Origin of the sequence: Micromonospora sp. MP36 (assembly GCF_008119785.1) — a bacterium.
GTDB lineage: Bacteria > Actinomycetota > Actinomycetes > Mycobacteriales > Micromonosporaceae > Micromonospora.
Window position 1 is genome coordinate 13,837 of sequence record NZ_VSFA01000078.1, and the last position, 19,898, is coordinate 33,734.

The 19,898-nt window shown below is 70.0% G+C and carries 19 protein-coding genes and 2 pseudogenes; 8 read left to right on the forward strand and 13 right to left on the reverse strand.

Going from position 1 to position 19,898, the window contains the following annotated elements; all coding sequences use genetic code 11:
• Both FXF52_RS31175 and FXF52_RS43430 read left to right on the forward strand, forming a co-directional pair.
• Positions 1 to 1,038: an ISAs1 family transposase gene (locus tag FXF52_RS31175; protein WP_148802201.1), complete on the forward strand. Its 1,038-nt coding sequence runs from the start codon at positions 1 to 3 to the stop codon at positions 1,036 to 1,038.
• A complete protein-coding gene (locus tag FXF52_RS43430) occupies positions 1,005 to 1,136 on the forward strand; it encodes a hypothetical protein (protein WP_255472522.1) in 132 nt (43 codons plus the stop codon). Before FXF52_RS31175 ends, FXF52_RS43430 begins: the two co-directional genes overlap by 34 nt.
• Before the next feature lie 383 nt (positions 1,137 to 1,519).
• On the opposite strand, the gene FXF52_RS31180 is transcribed toward FXF52_RS43430, so the two are convergent.
• The gene (locus FXF52_RS31180) at positions 1,520 to 2,203 is read right to left on the reverse strand and encodes a TetR/AcrR family transcriptional regulator (RefSeq protein ID WP_148802203.1); all 684 of its coding nucleotides are present in this window, start codon (positions 2,201 to 2,203) and stop codon (positions 1,520 to 1,522) included.
• Positions 2,204 to 2,295: 92 nt separating this feature from the next.
• On the opposite strand from FXF52_RS31180, the gene FXF52_RS31185 reads away from it, so the two are divergent.
• Positions 2,296 to 3,201: an alpha/beta fold hydrolase gene (locus FXF52_RS31185; protein WP_148802204.1), complete on the forward strand. Its 906-nt coding sequence runs from the start codon at positions 2,296 to 2,298 to the stop codon at positions 3,199 to 3,201.
• A gap of 222 nt (positions 3,202 to 3,423) precedes the next feature.
• Positions 3,424 to 4,215: pseudogene (locus tag FXF52_RS31190) on the forward strand (BTAD domain-containing putative transcriptional regulator); the annotation flags it as partial.
• Between the two features lie 265 nt (positions 4,216 to 4,480).
• Here FXF52_RS31190 and FXF52_RS31195 read toward each other — a convergent pair.
• Positions 4,481 to 4,885, reverse strand: a pseudogene (locus FXF52_RS31195) (hypothetical protein); the annotation flags it as partial.
• 162 nt (positions 4,886 to 5,047) lie between these two features.
• Between FXF52_RS31195 and FXF52_RS31200 the strand changes: the two are divergent.
• On the forward strand, positions 5,048 to 6,229 hold the full coding sequence (locus FXF52_RS31200; RefSeq protein ID WP_255472523.1) for a low temperature requirement protein A: 1,182 nt from the start codon (positions 5,048 to 5,050) through the stop codon (positions 6,227 to 6,229).
• A 658-nt stretch (positions 6,230 to 6,887) separates the two neighbouring features.
• On the forward strand, positions 6,888 to 7,724 hold the full coding sequence (locus FXF52_RS31205; protein WP_148802206.1) for a DUF5994 family protein: 837 nt from the start codon (positions 6,888 to 6,890) through the stop codon (positions 7,722 to 7,724).
• A gap of 157 nt (positions 7,725 to 7,881) precedes the next feature.
• Here the strand turns inward: FXF52_RS31205 and FXF52_RS42015 are convergent, their stop codons facing one another.
• Positions 7,882 to 8,046, reverse strand: a complete 165-nt coding sequence (locus FXF52_RS42015) for a hypothetical protein (RefSeq protein WP_187413827.1) — start codon at positions 8,044 to 8,046, stop codon at positions 7,882 to 7,884.
• 77 nt (positions 8,047 to 8,123) lie between these two features.
• On the opposite strand from FXF52_RS42015, the gene FXF52_RS31210 reads away from it, so the two are divergent.
• Positions 8,124 to 8,312, forward strand: coding sequence for a hypothetical protein (locus FXF52_RS31210; protein ID WP_148802208.1), 189 nt, complete (start codon positions 8,124 to 8,126; stop codon positions 8,310 to 8,312).
• Between the two features lie 253 nt (positions 8,313 to 8,565).
• Here FXF52_RS31210 and FXF52_RS31215 read toward each other — a convergent pair whose 3' ends face one another.
• From FXF52_RS31215 to FXF52_RS31260, 9 genes are all read right to left on the reverse strand, one after another.
• Positions 8,566 to 9,642 (reverse strand): site-specific integrase, encoded by a 1,077-nt coding sequence (locus FXF52_RS31215; protein ID WP_255472524.1) that lies wholly within the window; start codon positions 9,640 to 9,642, stop codon positions 8,566 to 8,568.
• Positions 9,632 to 10,129, reverse strand: coding sequence for a hypothetical protein (locus tag FXF52_RS31220; RefSeq protein WP_148802210.1), 498 nt, complete (start codon positions 10,127 to 10,129; stop codon positions 9,632 to 9,634). The genes FXF52_RS31215 and FXF52_RS31220 overlap by 11 nt, the downstream gene beginning before the upstream one ends.
• 503 nt (positions 10,130 to 10,632) lie before the next feature.
• Positions 10,633 to 11,484 (reverse strand): NmrA/HSCARG family protein, encoded by an 852-nt coding sequence (locus FXF52_RS31225; RefSeq protein WP_148802212.1) that lies wholly within the window; start codon positions 11,482 to 11,484, stop codon positions 10,633 to 10,635.
• Positions 11,485 to 11,887: 403 nt separating this feature from the next.
• The gene (locus FXF52_RS31230; protein WP_148802214.1) at positions 11,888 to 12,790 is read right to left on the reverse strand and encodes a DUF5996 family protein; all 903 of its coding nucleotides are present in this window, start codon (positions 12,788 to 12,790) and stop codon (positions 11,888 to 11,890) included.
• Positions 12,791 to 13,155: 365 nt separating this feature from the next.
• The gene (locus tag FXF52_RS31240) at positions 13,156 to 13,479 is read right to left on the reverse strand and encodes a GNAT family N-acetyltransferase (RefSeq protein WP_148802218.1); all 324 of its coding nucleotides are present in this window, start codon (positions 13,477 to 13,479) and stop codon (positions 13,156 to 13,158) included.
• Positions 13,480 to 13,577: 98 nt separating this feature from the next.
• Positions 13,578 to 14,348 carry a pirin-like bicupin family protein gene (locus tag FXF52_RS31245; protein ID WP_148802221.1) on the reverse strand — a complete coding sequence of 257 codons (771 nt, stop codon included), beginning with the start codon at positions 14,346 to 14,348 and terminating at the stop codon, positions 13,578 to 13,580.
• A gap of 33 nt (positions 14,349 to 14,381) precedes the next feature.
• Complete coding sequence (locus FXF52_RS31250) at positions 14,382 to 14,849, reverse strand: Dps family protein (protein ID WP_148802223.1); 468 nt, start codon at positions 14,847 to 14,849, stop codon at positions 14,382 to 14,384.
• A 92-nt stretch (positions 14,850 to 14,941) separates the two neighbouring features.
• Positions 14,942 to 15,664, reverse strand: coding sequence for an alpha/beta fold hydrolase (locus tag FXF52_RS31255; RefSeq protein WP_148802225.1), 723 nt, complete (start codon positions 15,662 to 15,664; stop codon positions 14,942 to 14,944).
• On the reverse strand, positions 15,661 to 16,494 hold the full coding sequence (locus FXF52_RS31260) for an alpha/beta fold hydrolase (RefSeq protein WP_148802227.1): 834 nt from the start codon (positions 16,492 to 16,494) through the stop codon (positions 15,661 to 15,663). Before FXF52_RS31260 ends, FXF52_RS31255 begins: the two co-directional genes overlap by 4 nt.
• Before the next feature lie 239 nt (positions 16,495 to 16,733).
• On the opposite strand from FXF52_RS31260, the gene FXF52_RS31265 reads away from it, so the two are divergent.
• Positions 16,734 to 19,109 (forward strand): tetratricopeptide repeat protein, encoded by a 2,376-nt coding sequence (locus FXF52_RS31265; RefSeq protein WP_148802229.1) that lies wholly within the window; start codon positions 16,734 to 16,736, stop codon positions 19,107 to 19,109.
• A 110-nt stretch (positions 19,110 to 19,219) separates the two neighbouring features.
• Here the strand turns inward: FXF52_RS31265 and FXF52_RS31270 are convergent.
• The coding region (locus FXF52_RS31270) for an XdhC family protein (RefSeq protein ID WP_222870772.1) at positions 19,220 to 19,898 on the reverse strand (679 nt) is incomplete at its 5' end.

The window sequence follows — 19,898 nt, forward strand, 5'->3', positions numbered from 1 at the left end:
GTGTTGTACGCCTTGTTCATGCAGGTGGCCGATCCGCGGTGTCCTCGTGGGGTTCGTCATCACATCGCCACGGTGCTGACCGTGATGGTGTTGGCGGTGCTGGCCGGGGCGCGTAACTTCCGAGAGGCCGGTGACCGGGCCGGTGACCTGCCGCCGCTGCTGCTGAAGGCTGCCGGTGCACGCAGTGATCGACGCACGGGCGAGTTGGTGGCGCCCAGCGGTTCCACCCTTCGCCGGGTGATCGAGGACATCGACGCCGACATCGCCGACCGGTTGGTCTGCCAATGGATCGCGCAGCGGGCCCGGCTGCGCTCGGCCTGCGACAGCGACGGTGATGGCACCCTCGAAGCGCAGCATGGCCTGGCGATGGACGGCAAGACCGTGCGGCGCTCCGGCGCGGGTAGTCCCGATGCCAACGTGAAGCTGTTCTCGGCGATGCTGCACGAGCATGCCGTGGTCATCGCGCAGATCCGCGTGCCGGACGCAACCACCGAGGTCACCCAGGTCGCCGAGTTGCTCGACCCGGTGGATCTGGCTGGAGCGGTGGTGACCGGCGACGCGGCCCATACCCAGACCGACACCGCCGCCTACATCCGTGGACGTGGCGCCGACTACGTCCTCACACTCAAGGGCAACCAGCCGTCGCTGCTGGACGACGTGACCACGAAACTTGCCACCACCGCGCCCCCGGCCACCACCTGGACATCGACCACAACCGTGGTCAGATCGTGCACCGCCAGGTCTGGAGCACCGACGCGGCCGGTATCGACTTCCCCGGCGCCGCCCAGGTCTTCCGAATTCGCCGCAACGTGTTCGACCTGTCTGGACAGCGCATCAGCAAAGAAATCGTGCACGGAATCACCAGCCTCGTCGAGGCCACCGCTGGCGCGATCGGCCGCTGGGTACGTCAACACTGGGGCGTGGAAAACAAGATCCACTGGGTTCGGGACGTCATCTTCGCCGAGGACCACCAAAACGCCTACCTCGGCGCAGCCGCCCACGGCATGGCCCTGTTCCGCAACCTCGCCATCGGCCTGATCCGCCTGGCCGGCCATACCCAGATCAAACGCACCCTCGAACACATCGCCGCCGACCGGATGCGGATCCTGCCGCTCCTCGCCGCATCCCGGCCATGACGATCACGACTTTGCCTTCGCCCTGGTCCGAGGTCACGGACGCGGACGGACGCCGCTGGACGAAGCGCGCAGTTCTTACATGCGAGGGATCGAGCGACGGACGATTCGCTCGTCGCCCGACCCCTCGGGTTGCCGCGATCAACGCTGGCAGGCCGACCCTTGCCCCTCGACGAAGCCTGGACGCTGGTTAGGCCCGGTTTAATGCCCGAACCGACCCCCACGCAGACCAGGGAGGCCGCTCTATTGCGGCGTTGGATGCCTCGATGTTGATCGCCGCCGAAGGTTAGCGAAGCGGTCCGACATCATCGGGACGCGATGCCCGGCCCAAGCGGTGCCTGGCGACGTGTGGCACACAGGGGGCTTTCGCGTGGCTCAGTTCCTGATCAGGCGGCTCCCAGCAGGCCGGTGAGGATCTTGGAAAGGGTGTCCTCGAAGCGTTCCGCCGGTGCGGCCGGCACCAGCGAGGCTCCCGCCAGCGCCGCCGCCAAGTGGCGATGCTGTCCTGCAGCGACCGCGTGGGCGAGGTAGGCGCCCTGCCGGTGACGGGTGCCGGAGGTGGTGCTGAGTTCGTTTAGCGCAAGGGCGGCGGTGAGGGTGTTCATGATGGCGAACGCCTCCATCTTGTGCGCCGTGTCCGCCGGGTGCTCTGCGAGCACCGCCAGGACGTGTTCGAGCAGGTCGACGCCGTGTGGGCCGAGGGTGGGGCGGGTGAGTACCAGTTCGGGGAGCCAGCGGTGGCGGAGCATGAGCTCCCGTCCCTGTCGGCACACCTCCAGCAAACCCGTCAGCCACGGGCCACCCGGGGTCGGCAGGTTGTAGCCGGCCGCGACCTCGTCGGCCATGAGGTCGAGCAGGTCGTCACGGCTAGCGACGTAGCGGTAGAGCGATGCCGCTCCGGTGCCCAACTGCGCGGCGACGCGGCGCATGGAGACTGCCGCTAGACCCTCCCGGTCGGCCAGTGTGATTGCCGCGGCGGTCACCTCCGCCCGGGAGCGCTCCGCAGGCCGGCCCACCCCCGCTCGGCGTTCCCGGAGCCATACCGGGACCGTCTGTTCCCCTGCGTCCATGCTCCCCTCCCGTCGGTTGGGCTCACCGTATCAACGCTGCTATCATCGTTCGCGAACAGTGTTCCCGAATGGGTCTGCTCCAGGGGGTTGGGATGACCAGGACGCCGCACACCGCACGCAACGGCGACGTGATCCTCGCGGTCGACGAACTCGGAGGCACCGGCGGCGAGCCGTTGCTGCTGGTCATGGGCCTCGGGGTCTCGCGGTATTGGTGGCCCGACGGCCTGGTTGACGCCCTGGTCGACGCCGGATTCCACGTAGCGGCCTTCGACGGCCGCGATGCCGGGGCCTCCACGCACTTCGACGACGTTCCGGCCGGCAATCCCCTCGCCGGGCTGTTGCGACGGCGACCAACCGCCTACACCGCCGAGGACATGACCGACGACACCGTCGCCGTGCTCGACGCCCTCGGCTGGCAGCGCGCCCACCTCTTCGGCATCTCGCAGGGTGGCCTGGTGGCTCAGCGCACCGCGTTACGCCACCCGCAGCGGGTGCACACGATGACCTCCTTCGCCGCCGTGCCCAGCGACGCCCGCGGCGCCGCCCGCCTCCGGTACGTACGCCTGCCCTTCCTGGCACGCTTGGCGCGCCACCGCTTCCCCGCCGGTCGCGAGGGCGACGTGGCGGCCGGTCTGGCCCTGGCGCGGGCGGTCGCCTCTCCCGGGTACGCCTTCGACGAGGAGGACGTCCGGAGCCGGGTGGAACGCGAACTCGACGCCGGACTACCCAGCGGAGTCCGCGACACCCGGGCCCAGGCACGGCAGACCGCCGCATCCTGGCACGGCCCACGGCTACGGGACCTACGCGTGCCCACCCTGGTGCTCCACGGCGAGCAGGACCCGCTCATCCGCCCAGCCGCGGGCCGCCGCATCGCCGAAACGGTGCCGAACGCACGGTACGTGGAACTGCCGGGCATCGGTCACGACCTGCCCCGAGCCGTCTGGCCGACCGTGGTACAGGAGATACGCGCACTGGCGAATACCGTCGCACGCCTCTGATGGGTACGACGCACCCGCACGTTCACCGCATCGATGGCCGCTGAGTAGGTGCCTTCCTTGGTGCTGTCCCCAGAAGGCGTGCCGGAGACCGGGAAGCGCCGAGGCGCCGGGGGGATGCCGCGGTCGCCCGCCGGGGATTGGGGAGCAGCGGCTCTCAGTTCCGCTGCAACCTGTCCATCTGGCTAGAAGCCGACGGAGTTCGCCCGTGGCAAGATCTGCCAGGTGCAGATCGGGATGCTTGGACCGTTCGAGGTCCGCACGGACCACGGCGTCCTGACCGACGTGCCGGGCGCGCGGTTGCGGGGGCTGCTGGTCGCCCTCGCGCTCAACCCTGGTCGCGTGGTCCCGAAGGCGGCACTCGTCGACTGGATCTGGGGTGAAAACCCGCCGGCCGATGCGGCGAACGCCCTGCAACGCCTGGTCTCCCGGCTGCGGAAAGTGCTCCCGGAGGGGTCGGTCGAGGGGCAGCCGGACGGCTACCGGTTGACGGTGGAACCTGACGCCGTCGACGCCGTACGGTTCGAACGGCTCGTCGGCCGGGCCCGCGACGGCGAGGGCCCGCAGCGGGTACGGCGGCTGTGCGAGGCCCTCGCACTGTGGCGCGGTGCGGCCATGCAGGACGTCGGCCTGCCCGACAGCGCGGCGTTCGACGCAGCGGTCACCCGGCTCGAGAGGCTACGCCTGACCGCCATGGAGGATCGGTTCGACGCGGAGATCAGCCTCGGCCGCGGCGCGGAGCTGGTCGCGGAGCTGACCGACCTGGTGGCCGCCTACCCGGTGCGGGAGCGGCTCGTCATCGCGCTGATGCGTGCCCTCGCCGTGACCGGTCGCGACACCGAGGCGCTGCTCGTCTACGAGCGCACGAGCGAAGCCCTGGCCGACGCGCTGGGCGTCGACCCCTCACCGGAGCTCTCGGCACTGCACGTCGCGCTGCTGCGGGGCGAGTTGGGACGGCGGGAGGAGAACCGGAGGACCAACCTGCGTGCCGAGCTGAGCAGCTTCATCGGCAACGACCGGTTGAGGCAACCGCCCGATGATCGGATGGCATCAGCTCACAAGATCGGACAAGCTGCCCGGATTTGACCGTTCGGTTTCGGCAGTCCCACCCACATCGGTCAGCCCCTCGCTCGTAGCGCCCTGGCTCTGCACAGCCGCAGCGGCAGCACGACCCGCCTGATCTCGGCTGGATGAGGTCGACGAGTGCCCCTGGCGCACCTCGATCAGCCGCCAAGGATCCAGCCCTGATGAGCAGAATTGAGATGCGTTCGCCGGGGGCCACCTACTGCCGTGCCACCAGATCCCACAGGAGACCGGCGGTGACGCCCAGCACGAGGCTGAAGGCGGCGGCCGCGACGGCGAGGCGTGTCGACCACGGCCGCGATGGCTCGTCGTTCAACGGTGCCTGGTCCCAGCCCTCTGGCGTCGGCTCACGGCTGCGGTAGGTCGGGGCGATCCAGCGCAGGTAGTAGAACAAGCTGATCACGGTGTTGACGAAAACGACGACGGCAAGCCAGGCGTAGCCGCCGTCCCATGCGGCCGTCGCGGTGGTGAGCTTGCCGACGAACACGGCAGTCGGCGGGGTGCCGACGAGGCCGAGCAGCGCCCCCTGAGCAGCGGCTGGTCTCGATGCCGTACAGGACGAGGACGGCCTGCACGACCGCGGTCGCCCGGTGGAGGCGGCAACGCGCTGTCGTTCCTGGGTACTCGGCGGTTCAGTCCCGTATACGATTAGCCCGAAAGGGGCGGCTTGTCAGATTATGATCGTGTCTAGGGGCAGCCAGGCGGCCGCGTATCGAGCCCAGGCGCCGATTGCCGTTGGCCGACCGTTCGCCAGATCGGGCGGCCTGTGACGAACGACCGGGCGGTGGGGCTGACCCGCCAGGCCAGGGGACCGCAACGAGCAACCCTGTTGGAACTGTTCCTCGATCTGGTCTTCGTTGCCGCGCTCGCCCTGACCTCGCAGAAGCTGGCCGCTGATCTGACCTGGCCCGGCGCTTTTCAAACCCTGGTTCTACTGATGGCGCTCTGGTGGGTCTGGTCGGTCACCGCACTCACGACCGACCTCTACCTACCGCACCGGCCACCGATCTATCTCATGACCATCTCGGTCATGTTCGGCACCTTACTGATGGCAGCCGCGCTGCCCGCGGCCTTCACCCGCGACGCCGTGGTCTTCGCGGCCGCCTACGTGGCGATCCACCTTGGCCGCAATCTCTTCCTGGCACCCGCCTTACGGGGGCGCCAGGCACGTCGACACGCCGCGCGATTCCTCTTCTGGTTCGCCATCTCGGCCGTGCCATGGCTCACCGGAGCCACCATGGCAGGCACCACGCGGGGCGTGCTGTGGACGGCGGCCCTCGCCCTGGATTACGGGTCGGCCTGGCTCCGCTACCCCACACCCCGGCTCGGTCGGATACCCAGGCAGCAGTACAGGCTAGCGGCCGAACACCTGGCCGAACGCTACCAACAGTTCTTCACTCTCGCCCTCGGCGACCTCATCCTGCTCCCCACCCTGACATACGCCGGCGGCGGATTCGCGCTCGACCGGACCGTCGCGTTCGTGCTCACGTTCGTCACCACCGTGCTGCTGTGGCAGATCTACCGCCAACGCGCCGGGGTCCTGCTCCAGGCCGCCATCGAGTCCTCCCGTGACCCAGGCCGGCTCGTGCGGTCAGCGCCCTACACCCACCTGATCATGGTGGCGGGCATCGTCGTCGCCGCAGCCGGAGCTGACACCCTCATCCGTCAGACCAGCGGGGACACCACCCTCGGGCTCGTCGCCATCGTCCTCGGCGGGCCCGCGTTGTTCCTGGCCGGCCGAGCCCGATTCGAGTACGAGGTATTCAGCCGGGTCTCCCCATCCCGGCTGGTCGCACTGCTCGTCCTGGCCGTCGCCGCGCCGGTGATGGTGTACGCCCCACCGCTGGGAGTCGCCATCGTCGCGAACCTGGTCCTGGCCGGGGTAGCCACCGCGGACATCGTTCGCGCCCATGGACGTCCGCCCGAAGCACCCTCCCCCGCCTTCTAGCCTTAGGTGCCCGCGAGTAAGGGTGTGTAACCGGATCCTCAACGAGCGACGAGCGTGCAGCTGACCGCGACCGACAACCACGCCGTACACGACGTCGGATCGGCGTTGTGGTTCGGCGGCTGACTCGGTCACCTCGGTGTTCGGGTCCTGGCGAATCCGGCCATCTCGCGCAGCTACGCGTCGTCGGACGGGCGCCGACCACGGACCGTTCGGAGTGAGCCCCGGCCCGTGTTGCGGCGTCACCGATCTGACCGGCCCGGACAGGTGTAGGCTGGGGCCATCCCGGAATCGACGACATCCCACTCCTGAGGTGCCCGCCACGCCGGCTCCACTCGAGGGATGCCATGTTCGTACCCGAAGCACCCGATCCGCAGCGGCCCGACCGACCTCCCGCCGTCAGAGCATGGGGAACCACCCCCCCTCCCACCGGGCCAGGTGCCGTTGACCCGCGCCAGCGCGACCCGGATCGGCGTCCGCGCCACGGCGCGCCGCTCGCGATCGTCGCCATGGTGATCCGCACCGCCCGCAAGCTGCAGCGCCGCCACTGAGTGGTGCAACCGACGGCCGGACGGGTCGGCGAACCGGCACCCGCCAGCGGATGGCGCGTCTCCGCGCACGACCCACCGCTACGCCGCGGTCACGGCGATAAGGATCCAACATGACGCCATCGACCAACGCCCTCGCTTCCCCATCGCCGCCATTGACGCCGCGCCTGCGGATCGAACCGACCCGGTCCGCGCGCACGCTGCTCGACGGCGGCTGGTGGCCCCGCTCGACAGATCCGCTCGCGGAGCTGCCCGGCCTCGTCCTCGCCATCGATCTGCTGCACGGGCCGATCGTCCGGCTGCTTCTCAACACCCAGATCTGGGATGGCAATCCACGCCGCCTGACCATCGGCGGCAGGGTGCTGCGGTTGGGCTACTTCACCAGTCAGCCCACCAGCCTGCTGACCGCCATCTGCCTCAACGACGATCGGGTCGACCTGCTGGTCGTCCCGCCGGATACCCCGGTCGACCTGGCCGAGGCGGCGATGGCGCGCGCCGCCACCGCCAGCAACGTGGTCCATGCTCCGCAGTTGCTCGCCGTCGCCGCGCAAGAGGTCCGAGGCGACGGCCGACAGCCCGGGCAGGCACACCTGGGAGGGGGTGGCGGCCGTCTCCGCACCGCCCCCGGCGACCCTGCCGCGGTCGCTTCCCGCATAGCCGACGCTGGACCCGCCGGACACTCTGCGCCAACGGAACCGGCGCCCGCGCCGACAGCACCTCCGCCGAGGCAGCGAAGGACCGGCAATCTTCCCACCATCGCCACCGAGGAGCAGATCATGACAATCGCCCGGAACACGATCGTCTCCGCGCTGCGTCGCCGCGGCCAGCACACCAGAGCCGACTGGGTCGAGCGGGAGCTGCCGGAGCAGGTCGACACCACCCAGCACGCCGGGCTGCTCGCGACCCTGCGTCTCGACCCCGCCGAGCTCGGCGAGTCGACAGATCGGTGAGAGTGGCCCTGCTAGGACCGGTGGCCGGCGGCCCGCCGCCGCGCCACCACGGCCCGCGGGAACAGGTGACCGGCCTCCGGGCCGAAGGACTCGTCGCCCGGGCAATCGCCGCCCAGCCCGACCGGCTGCCACCGGCACGACCCGGCCTGTCACGACCTCAGGCACGCGGGACGGCAACACAGATGTCCTTGTTCGCCGCAGCGTTGACCCGGGTCCACGCCTGGCGCACCAACCCGCACCGTTCGTCGCCATAGCTGCACTCGTTGGCGAGATCCAGCGCACCCTGGAGCAGCGCCCCGCCGCGTCGACCGGTTCCTGACAAGCCGACGTCATCCCGGTCGCCGGGACTGAACTGCCTTCATGTCGAACCGAGCAGCAGGACCTACGGAGACAACCCCCATGCGCTACCTCAGCGACGTCAACCTGCGCGCCGTACTCAACGTCCTCATCGGCCGGTCCGGTGGCACTCTGGAGATCAGCAACGAAGAACTGTACGACGCGATGCTGCCAGACCACCGCCACGGCGAACGCGTGCTCATCGAGGAAACAGAGACCGGCCTCCGACTGTCCATCGTTGCTCGCCCGTAGGCCGGGCCGTGAAACGTCAAAGCCGCCAGGTCCCCGGACCGCGCGTCGCTGGATCACCGGCGAGCATCGATCTCCAGTTCGCCGCCATACTGACCGCAGAACCTGCGGATTTCGCGCGACCGGTGAGCCCGCCTGGCGACTCTCGGTGAGAGTACACGACAACGCTGTGCGCGCGAACGAGAATCGGGAACTCGGCTGGCCACGGAACAATTACCAAGTCCAGTGCCAATTCGACGTTGGCGTGGGCTCGGCATCAGACGCGACCACCGCGACGGTTGGCACGCGGTCCCGCCCTTATCGGGCGCGAGTCTGCGCGGTGGTTGGCGCAAGCGGGTGTGGCTCGCCGGTCATGGCGGCCAGGGCCTCGGCGATGGCATGGGGGGTCGATTTTGATGTAGGTGGTGGTGGCGGGCCCGCGGCGGTCGGTGTGCCCGGCGTAGGCGCGGGCTACTCCGTAGCCGAAGTGGCGTTCCACCCAGGTGAGGGTGGTGTGGCGCAGCCAGTGGGTGGAGATGCCGTGGGCGGCGACCCAGGGTAGGCGTTTTCCGATGCGTTTCCACAGGTGGTCGTAGCGGCGGCTGCTGATCGGCCGGCCGTTGCGGTAGCGCAGCAACCGGTCGGCGGGCAGAACCGCACCGCGCGCCTCGGCGTGCTCGAGGAAGCGATTGGCGAGTGTCGAGGTGATGGGCTGCCAACGCAGGGTGCCGCCCTTCTCGGTGAGGCGGATCAGGCAGTGGCGGGTGTCGAGGTCGGCCAGGCGCAGTGCGAGGGCGCCGCCGCGGCGGCAGGCGGTTTCGGTGTGCAGGCGCAGCAGCAGGGCGTCGAGGATGACGTCGTTGCCGCTGGTACGCGCCACCAGGTTGATGTCCTGCAACTCGCCAGGTGTAAGGGCGCGGCGGGGGTTGGGCAGCCGGCGCGGCTTGGCGACCCGGTGGGCGGGGCTGGCCGCCAGGGCGATGTAGCCGTCGGCGATGGCACGGCGGTAGACGGCGCGTGCAGCGGCGATGACGTGCTCGCCCGCGTGACGGCCGTGTCGGCTGGTGCGTCGGGTGCGGGCGGTGGCGGTGACCTGCCGCATGAGGGCTTCAATGTCGCTGGCGGTCACCTCGTCCAGCCGCAGGTGGCCGAGCGTGGCGGCCATCCGGTTCCAGTAGGTGCCGTAGGTGCGGCGGGTGCCCGGACTGGCCGCGGCCGCGACTCGCGGGATGTAGTCGGCAAGCGTCGGTATGCGGCGCGACAGGTCAGGGTGGGCGGCGAGGTCGGCCGGGGTGAGGCCGAGGTGCGCGAGCATCTGCCGGGCGGTGATGATGCGTGACGGATCAGCCGGCATGGGAGGGGCCTCCGAGGACGGCAGTGTGCAGGTCCGCGAGGAGCCGCGTGATGGTGTTCGAGGGGTGCACGATCAGCAGATCGCGGGCCGGGACCGCCGCCAGCAGCACCACCTGGTGCGAGGTGATGCCGCACATCTGCCGGGCCGCGACGGGCAGCGGGAGTGCCCCGCGCGCGCCAACGGCGTGCATCCCGTCGGGTGCGGCGGCGATGAGCAGGAGGCCGTCGGTGACGTCGACATGGAGGCGGTGACCGGACGGCCAGCGCAGCGCCCGCAGCAATGCCCGGGCGGCCACCCGGCCGTCGGCGTCCGGGCGGGCCACGTCGAAGGCGATGCCGTCGGCCGGTTCGCGCCCAGGTGGAACGGCTGCGGGCAGCGCCGGCATCGGAGCCGGTGGCGGTGCCGGGCGAGGAAGCGGGGTGGGGATGACCGCGCCGATGAGCTGCTCGTCGAGGCGTCGGCGGGGCGGTTGCCGGGCGGCCGTCATGGTGACCGCCGCAGCCGTTCGCGCGGCCTCAGCAGATGTTGCCGAGAGCCCTGACCTTCGATGTGTGCACGAGTGCTACGGAGTGCCCTCATCGGGAGCCACCGGGGTGGTGAGCTCCCGTGATCCCGCACGAAGACTGGTGTCCGAGGGGGGATCGTACACAAATTCGCGGCACCCATGCTCAGCATGGGTGCTCATGCCGTGAGATTAGCAGCAGGCCCTTCGTGGAGAAGGGCCTTGGTCCGCGCCTCCATTGTGTCGCGACATGATTCGCGTCAGCTGCCATCAGCTCGGCTGGTCACGGCGGAAGACCGAGGCGCTCCTGCAGCAGCTGGACCGTGCCGGCCGGCAGCTGGTTGCGTCCCAATTTCAGTGCCTACACCGCGGTGCCCATCTCGTGTCTTGGGGTATCGGCTGACCCCTTTCGCGTCACGTCACGCCACGAGGGCGTGGCGCGCCGAGAATGAGCGTGAGCGCCGACGACGTCCCTTAGCCGGGAGGGTTCACGAAACGAATCCAAACGTGCGGTGGGCCCAATCGGCGAAGCTGGTCCAACCAACCTCGGGGTAGGCGGCATGCAGTGTGGCGATGTCGACCTGGTAACCCGGCCCATTCAAGAACGCCCACATCGCGTGCATGTCCGGATTGCCGATCTCGGCCAGCGGCACCCGCTCATGGCGCACTTCCCGTCCCAGCGCCGCGCTCAGCGCGGCCGCCATCTGGGCGGGGGTAGGGGCATCGCTGGCCAGCTCGATGCGTCGCCCGACGTAGGGGGCGGGGTTGAGAAGCACCTGCGCGGCGAAGACGCCGAGGTCGGTGCGGGCAAGCTGCTGCAGCGGCCGATCCGCCGGCAGCGGCAGCTCGAGCACCCCGCTGCGAATGCGGTCCGCCCCGCCGAGGGCGTTGTCGAAGAAGTACGTCGGCCCCAAGATCGTGTAGGGGACGTCACCCGCAGCCAGCTCGGTTTCGATGCGCGCCTTGCTGTCGAAGTGCGGCACACCGCTCCCCTGATCGGCGCCGGCCACCGAACTGAACACCAGATGCGGCACTCGGGCTTCGCCGGCGGCGGCCAAGATCGCCCGCCCCTGGGCCACCTCGGCATCCACGCCCGCCTCGAATGGAGTCGTGAGTGCGAAGGTAGCCCCCGCGCCCGCCATCGCCGCGGCCAGCGAGCCGCGATCATCCAGCGAACCAGCGACCACCTCGACACCCCGGTCGGCCAACCGGCGAGCCGCACCCCGCTTCGGGTCGCGCACCAACGCCCGCACCCGAGCCCCGCGGCTCAACAACGCCTCGGTGACGGCGCTGCCCTGACCGCCGGTCGCCCCGAGCACCAAGATCGGCGCATCGGCCATCACAGACACCTCTTCTCGGCGAGCAAGCTTGGCGACCGGTCGTCGCCGCGCTTCACAGTATCCGCGCGCCTCGGCCATCACCCCACCCCTTACGCACGCTCGCGCGATTGCCGTTGGGGGCCTCCTAGCGCTACCAGGCCTGCGGCCCGCAGCCAAACTCGCAGTTCAGGCTTCGGCCAGCGGCGCGTCCCGCACCCGCCCTGCTGGCGGATGCTGACTGGACGGAAATCTGTCGCACCACCGTTAAGTGCAGTTGGCCAAGGCGGTCCTGGAGACCGCGCGCAACGAGGAGATGACAGCCGACAGCGTCATCCGCCGGGCCGCTGGTCGCCGCCCTACCCGGCCGGCAGATGACCTTGCCAGGCCGGCTGCAGGACCGACCCGGCCACGTTGGTGCCGACGGTCAGGGCGCGTACTGGGTGCGCAGTTTGCCGGTGTCCCAACCGGCACGGTGGGCGCCGGCCTGGTAGGCGCTCTCCAGGAAGGCGAGGACCGTCGCGCGGGGGTCGGTGGTGGCGCGGGCGTCGTCGTAGGTCAGCAGCGCGAGGTGTGCGCCCCGGTTTTCGACCCAGCGTGCTTGAGCGGGTCGCAGCGGTTCCTCGGTGAGGCCGTCGGGTTCGGGCGCGGTGTAGGAGTAGAAGGCCGGTTCGGGGATGTTCTTGTCGCCGAACCAGAAGCCGGCGCTGATCACCTCGTGTGAGTACGCCTCCCGGGTCACCGGGTCGACGGTGTCCGGCTGCGGCACCTGCCGGCCGGAGAAGCGGGTGACCGCGATGTCGAAGGTGTGCCAGAAATGGTGCACCGGGCTGGTCTTGGCGTTGCACCGGGCGGCGTACTCCTCCAGCACCAGCCCCACCTGGCTGAGGACCTGCCAGTACCGGTTGACCCAGTACGGGTCGTACGCGGCGTGTGTGGTGTCCTCGGCGAACGGGATGTTGTCGGTCAGATCGTAGGGCTGGCCTGCGATGTGGGCGCGGATGTCGAGGTGCAACAGCGCGGTGAACAGTCGTTCGTGGAATGCCGCGACGGACAGGCCAGGCAGCGGGAAGGAGGCCGTCTGGCCGGCGAGGGTGTTGATGGCCAGCCGGTGGTCGACGAAGTCGAAGTCGATGGCGAACATCAGGTCCCGGCCCATGGGCCGGGAGGTGATGCCGCGGCCGGTCAGATGGAACGGCACGTGCCACCAGTGGTTGCGGGGCGGTGCCTGGTCCAGCCGGATCTTGCCGACGATCTGCTCGAACCGGTGGACGGTTTCCTTCGAGTCCGCCCAGGCGGACAGCGGGATCGGCGGGAACAACTCGGTCATCCGGACTCCTCCGTGCCGTGCACCATTCTGGCCATCGTCGGCATCCTTCCCGATCCGCTGGCCACACGGGCGCAATCTCGCGTCTTCATGAAGCCTCGCCGTTGGGATCTGCGAGATTACCGGCAAGGTTCCCGCTGACGGCTACCCGGCCGGGCTGTCGCCGAGCAACCTCATACACGTTTGCTGTCAAAGCCCGGGACGCCGCCGGAAACACCTTCGCGGCGTCCAATGCGATAACGGCGTCTGCATTGTTACCGTCCGTTAGTTGCCGGAGACCCTGGTGCACACCCTGATGAAGTCGAGGCGGTTCGACCCGATCGCTGCGCGGCGGGGTGCCGGAGCCGCTGTTGGCGGCGTCGACCGGGTCAGGTGGAGTCTGCCTGCGGCGTCGACCGTCCGGCTGACGGGTCCTGGATCAGATCCGCGTAGTCTTCCGGGTGCCGCTGGACGAACTGCGCGACGAACGGGCATACCGGGAGCACGGAGAGCTGTTTGCGGCGTACGTCGTCGAGCGCGCTGCGGATCAGCGCGCTCGCCACGCCCTTGCCCTCGTATCCGTCGAAGGCCTGGGTGTGGGTGAAGACGACGGTGTCGTCGGCTGGCAGGTACTCGGCGATCGCCGCGAGTTGGCCGTCGACCCTGGCCTCGTACCGTCGACGCTCGGGTACGTCGGTGATGCTGACATCCACGTGCTGGTCTCCTTGGTCGCGGGTCGGGCGTTTCGTCGGCGAGCTGCCGGGGCCTGGTTTTCGTCCATTCAGCGGGGCGGGTGGGAACACCGCGGTCGTCAGCTCTCGTCGGAGAGGGAGGCGTGCATCTCCCAGATGAGGATCTCCGCAGGGTCCACGGCGGTGACAAGCTGCCCGCCAGTGGCGGTGAAGCGCACGGCGTCTCCGGTGGCCAGGGGCCCGGAACCTTCCAGCCGCACCGTGCCGCGGGGCACGAACAGGTGCAGGAAGGGTGCGTCGGGCAGTTGGACGCTCTGCCCAGGCTGTAGTCGAGCGGCGTGCAGTGCGGCGTACCGGTTCCTGATCCGGATCGCGGTCGACCCGTCGTGCTGGTCCATTCCTGAGGCCACCGTGAGGAGGCGGCCCGAGAGCAGCTCGTCGCCGATCTCTAGTTGCTCGTAGCCGGGCGTGATGCCGGACTCGTCGGGGACGACCCACATCTGAACGAAGTGCACGTCCTCGTGGGGCCGGTCGGTCTCCAGCCGGTAGGCGTCGTTCTTCTCGCTGTGCAGGATGCCGCGGCCGGCGCTCATCCGCTGGGCCAGGCCCGGGTAGATGACGCCGCTGTGGCCCGTCGAGTCCTGGTGCACCAGCGAGCCCCGCAGCACCCAGGTGACGATCTCCATGTCCTGGTGCGGATGGGTCTCGAACCCCGTGCCCGTGCGGACGATGTCGTCGTTGTTGACCAGGAGCAGCCCGTGGTGGGTGTTGGTCGGGTCGTAGTGCCGGCCGAAGGAGAACGAGTGCTTGCTGTCCAGCCAGGCGATGTCGGTCTTGAATCGGTCGCCGGCGCGGCGGATGTCGGTGCGCGGGGTGAGCAACGTACTCATGTCGGCCTCTTTCGGGTCGGGCGGCAGCTGGGTTCAGCGTTGGGCGCGGAACAGCCAGTGCTGCTGCTCGACGGCGGCGGTGATTCCGGTCAGCAGGTCCTGTGAGATCGGGTCGGCGGCAGCGGTTTCGGTCACCGCCTGGCGCAGTGTGCGGATCAGGGCGAACAGGGCGTCGATCATGATCTCGACTGCGGTGCCCTCCTCGATGTCTCCGTGCTCGAGGGTGGGCAGCGCCGACTGGTCGGCCACCGTGGCGGCGCGGCCGTCCGGGTTGAAGCCGACGGCGACGGCCCGCTCGGCCACCTCGTCGGCGGACCGGCGGGCGAGGTCGGCGAGTTCGTCGAGCTGCAGGTGCAGGCTGCGGAAGTGTGGGCCGGTGAGGTTCCAGTGCGCCTGCTTGGCGAGCAGACCCAGATTGATCAGATCGGCCAGCGTCTGTTGCAGCGCCTCACCGGTGACCTTGCGGTCCGCCGAGTTCAGGATTCCGTCGATCACGGCCATGGCTTTCTCCTGTCAGGTGGAGGGATGGGGTGATGCGGCGGGTCGGCCGGCCGGCGCCGTTGCCGGGCCGGCCGTTGCCGCACGGTGTCAGGTCAGGCGGTGGTTCGCAGGATCGCCTCGCGGATCACCGCGGTGACGTCCTTCGGATGCGACAGCATCACCAGGTGCGATGAGTTGATCTCTGTCGTGGGCATCCCCGCCCGGTGGTAGCCGAACCTCTCCACCTCGGGGTTGATGGTGTGGTCGGCGCTGGCGACGACGCCCCAGCTGGGCACGTCCTTCCAGGCGGCAACGGGCGCGACCTCGGTGAACGCCGCCGCCGCCAGCGGACGTTGGGACACCGCGAGCACGGCGGCCCGGTCCGGGTCCACGTCGTGGGCGAAGATCTCCGCGAACCGTGTCACGTCAACGGAGACGTCGGTGCCCTCGCCGCCATCGGTGGTCGGGTACGGGGAGTAGACGAGCGCGCTCGCCAGTCCGGAGTCAGGGAAGCGGCCCTGCAGGTCAGCGAGGCTCTCCCCCTCGTCGAGTGCGTAGCCGGCCAGGTACACCAGCCCGACGACGTTCTCCTCGACTCCGGCGACCGTGATGACGGCGCCGCCATAGGAGTGCCCGACCAGCAGCACCGGTCCGGGGATGCTCCGCACGACCGACGCGACGTACGCCGCGTCACCGGTGAGGCTGCGGTTGGGCACCGCGGGTGCGACCACGGGGATCCCGTCGGCGAGCAGCTGCGGGATCACCTCGGCGAAGCTGGACGCATCGGCGAACGCCCCGTGCACGAGCACTACGGTGGGTGCGCTGGCCCGGTTCATGACGCGATGAAGTCGAGCAGGTAGCGGTTCACCAGCTCCGGGTGGGTCCAGGCGATGTTGTGGGGGCCGCCCGGGATCACCTCGTAGCGCAGATCGGAGATCAGTCCAGGCAGCCGGTTGGCGGTCGCCTCGATCGGCAGGATCCGGTCCGCGTCACCGTGGATCACCAGCGTCGGCACGTCGAACTTGCCCAGGTCCCCGCGGAAGTCGGTCAGCCAGGTGTCGACGCAGGCGTGCGCGGCGTACGTGGAGGCGCCAAGGGCGACGACGAAGCTGTTCTGCCACGCCTCGTCGCTGATCCGGGAACCGCCCAGGACGTCGACGTTGTAGAAGTTGTCGAGGAAGTTCTTGAAGTACGCCGGCCGGTCGGCGATCACCGCCGCCTTGATGTCCTCGAACACCTGCTTGTCGACGCCGTCGGGGTTGTCGTCGGTCTTGAGCAGGAACGGCGGGATAGCTCCCATGAGCACCGCCTTGCGAACCCGCTGGGAGCCGTAGGTACCGAGGTAGCGGGTCACCTCACCGCTGCCCATGGAGAACCCGACCAGCACGACGTCGCGCAGGTCCAGGTGCTCGAGCAGGGTGTTCAGGTCGGCGGTAAAGGTGTCGTAGTCGTAGCCGGTGGTCGGCTGGCTGGACTTGCCGAAGCCCCGCCGGTCGTAGGTGATCACGCGGTATCCGGAGGCGAGCAGTTCCCGGGACTGCTTCTCCCAGGACGCCCCGTTGAGCGGGTAGCCGTGGATCAGGACAACCGGCTGTCCGGTTCCATGGTCCTCGTAGTAGATCTCGATGTCGCCGCTGTTCTCCTGGCCGACGGTGACGTAGGGCATGTGCTGCTCCTGCTGGTGAGAGGGGAACGCGGGTGGCTGCCAGCACGGCGGGTCCCGCCCCGCCGTCTTCGCCGCCGCCTCCAGCCAACCGGCCTGGCCGGGGGGAAACCACGAAGAAGACACGCAGAAGTGGTCTTCTGCGTGCGCAGGTGAGCGAGGTCGCACCAGGTCGCCGTACCGGTCATCGGCCGCGCGCAGCGTGCCAAAATGAACCGGCGATACCGTCGCGGGAGGGCCCGATGCCGGAGGGGATGGCCTTCGGGCCGCTGTTGCGGAGGCTCCGCCTCGACGCCGACCTGACGTTGGAGCAGCTCGCCGCCCGCTCCGGGGTGAGCGACCGCGCGATCAGCGACATGGAGCGAGGCGTCAGCCAGGGGCCCCAGGCCCGCACCGTGACGGCGATCGCCGACGCGTTACGGCTCGACCCGGAGAGCCGATCGGCGTTGACCGCCGCCGCCCGGGCGGGCCGCCGCCGCCAGCCTGCCACGCTCTCCCGGCAGCGCCGTCCCAGCGGTCTGCTCCACGGTCATCTGCCCGGCACCGGCGGCGACCCGGCCGCCGGTCAAACCGACCAGGCGGCACCGCTCGCGCCCACCACCGGAACACCGCCGGTACCGGCGCAACTCCCGGCGGACCTGCCCGTGTTCAGCGGCCGCCACCACGAGGTCGTCGAACTGGTCGACCGGCTGACGTCGGCGGCGCAGGCCGCGGCGCCGCTGGTCAGCGTCGTCACCGGCATGGCGGGGATCGGCAAGACCACCCTGGCGGTGCACTGCGCGCATCGGGTCGCCCCGCTGTGCCCGGACGGCCAACTCTTCGCCAACCTGCGCGGCTTCGACCCGGCCGGTGCCGCCCGGACCGAGGATGTGCTGCGCGGATTCCTCGACGCGCTGGGCGTGCCGTCCCGCCAGGTGCCCGACGGTGTGGAAGCCCAGGCCGCCCTCTACCGCAGCCGGCTCGCCGGGCGGCGGATGCTGGTGCTGCTGGACAACGCGCGGGACACCGATCAGGTACGACCGCTGCTGCCCGGCTCAGCCGGCAGCCTGGTGATCGTCACCAGCCGCAGCCAGCTACCCGGCCTGGTCGCCACGCACGGTGCCCGCCCCACGCTACTCGACCTGCCGGACCACGACGACGCCCGCCAGGTGCTGGCCCGCCGGCTCGATGCGGCCCGGGTCGCCGCAGAGCCCGCGGCCGTCGACGAGCTCATCGAGCGGTGCGCGCGGCTGCCACTGGCGCTGGCCATCGTCGCCGCCCGCGCCGCCACCCATCGCCAGTTTCCGCTCGCCGCGATCGCCGAGGAGCTGCGTCGTGCCACGGGCGGCCTCGCGGCGTTCACCGGTTCCGAGGCGGCCGTCGACGTGCGGTCGGTCTTCTCCTGGTCCTACGCGGCGCTGGAGCCGGCCGCAGCGCGACTGTTCCGGCTGCTCGCCCTGCACCCAAGCCCACCGGCCAGCGTCGAGGCGGCCGCCAGCCTGGCCGGCGTACCGGCCGAGGATGTTCGGCCCTTGCTGAACGGCCTCACCGGCGCGCACCTGGTCGCCGAGCCCGCATGCGGCCGCTACGCCTTCCACGACCTGCTGCGCGCGTACGCCGCAGAGCTGTGCCTCACCGTCGGGTCACCGGCGGACCGTCAGGCGGCACTCGGCCGGATGATCGACCACTACCTACACTCGGCGTACGCGGCGGACCGGCGGATCAGCCCGACCCGGCCACCGCTGCACCTGCCCACCCCGGCGCCCGGGGTGACGGCGCGGGAGTTCCCGGACGAGGCCAGCGCCGTCGCGTGGCTCACCGACGAACGACCGGCGCTGCTCGCCGCCCTCGATGCCGCCCACACCGGCGGTCTAGACGGCCAGGCCTGGCAACTGGCCTGGAGCCTGGAGCAGTACCTGGAACGGTGGGGCCACTGGACCGACTGGACGCGGACGTGGCAGACCGCGATGCGGGCCGCTCGCCGACTCGACGACCCGTACGCGCTGGCCCAGGCGCACCGTGGCCTCGGCCTGATCGCCCTGATCGCCGGCACCGCTGAGGAAGCCACGCCGCACTTGGTCGAGGCCACCGCGCTGTTCCAACGGGTGGGTGACGTCGAGGGGCAGGCAATCGCGCAACGCGGCCTGTCCTTCGCGCAGGAACGGCAGGGACGACCCGAACTGGCGCTGCGCCACGCCGAACTGGCGCTGGAGCTCTGCCGCTCGGCGGGTGATCGCAGCGGGGAAGGCTTGGCGCTGAACTTGATCGCCCTACAGCGCACCCAGCTGGGCGACCACGATGCCGCAGTGCCCATCGTCGAGCTGGCGATCGTCCTACTCGCAGAGGTGGGCCACCGGCGGGGCGAGGCAGCGGCGTGGGACACCCTCGGCTCCGTCCGGAGCGCACTCGCGCAACCGGACCTGGCGGTGGCCGCCTACCGACGCGCGGCCGAGCTGCGCGAGCAGGTGGGAGATCGCTACCAGCAGGCGCAGACGCTGGTACGGCTCGGCGGGGTGCACGCCGACACGGGAGACCGACAGGCTGCCCAGGACGTCTGGCGTAACGCGCTCGCGCTGCTGACTGAGATGCAGCACCCGGAAGCCGAGACCGTCACCGGCCTGCTCGCGAAGGTCTCCTGAGCGTGGATGCGCCGCCGACGGTCGCGCCCTGCGGCCGACACGGTGGGGTTCCTCGCCTCGGACGACAGCCGTTGGATGACCGGGCAATCGGTGTGCCAGCTCGACGGGTGTCAACCATGAGCCGTCGCGGTCTCTGCGGCTCGGATCGGCAGCGTACCGTCTCGGAGCCGACGGCCGCTGCGGCCGCTTTTTGCCGCGACGGTCTCGGCGAGGATGGACAGTGCCGTTTCGGCGAGCGATGCACCACCGAGGTCGAGTCCCGCGGGCCCGACAAGTCGGTCAAGGCCTGGCTGGCTTGCCAGCCGTCGCATCCGTTGGGCATGAGTGGCTCGGCTGCCCAGGGCAGCCAAATGTCCCGCATCTCCCGCCAGCGCCGCGCGAATGGCCCGGTCGTCTATCCGCGGATCGTGGCTGAGTGTCACGACAGCGTCTTGAGGTCCGAGCGGGTGCTCGGCCAGCCAGATGTCCGGCCAGGCACGTTCTACCCGAGCTGTTGGCGGCATCGCACCCGCTGCGACATGGTCAGGCCGAGGGTCCACCACGACTACCGCCCAGTCCAACAGGTGCGCCATGCCTGCCATCACGGCGGCTAGGTCGGTGGCCCCGACGAGGAGCAGTTGCCGACGCGACGGCAGCTGGTCGAGATAGTCATGGCCAGCGACGGCGTCCTCGGTTATCGGGGTAACGGACCAGTTATACGGCGGTCGCAGCCCGACGCGTACGGTCACCGGCCGATCGTTCGCCAGAGCTTCTGTGATCGCGTCGTGGACCGGGGCGGGTGGCGCGGGT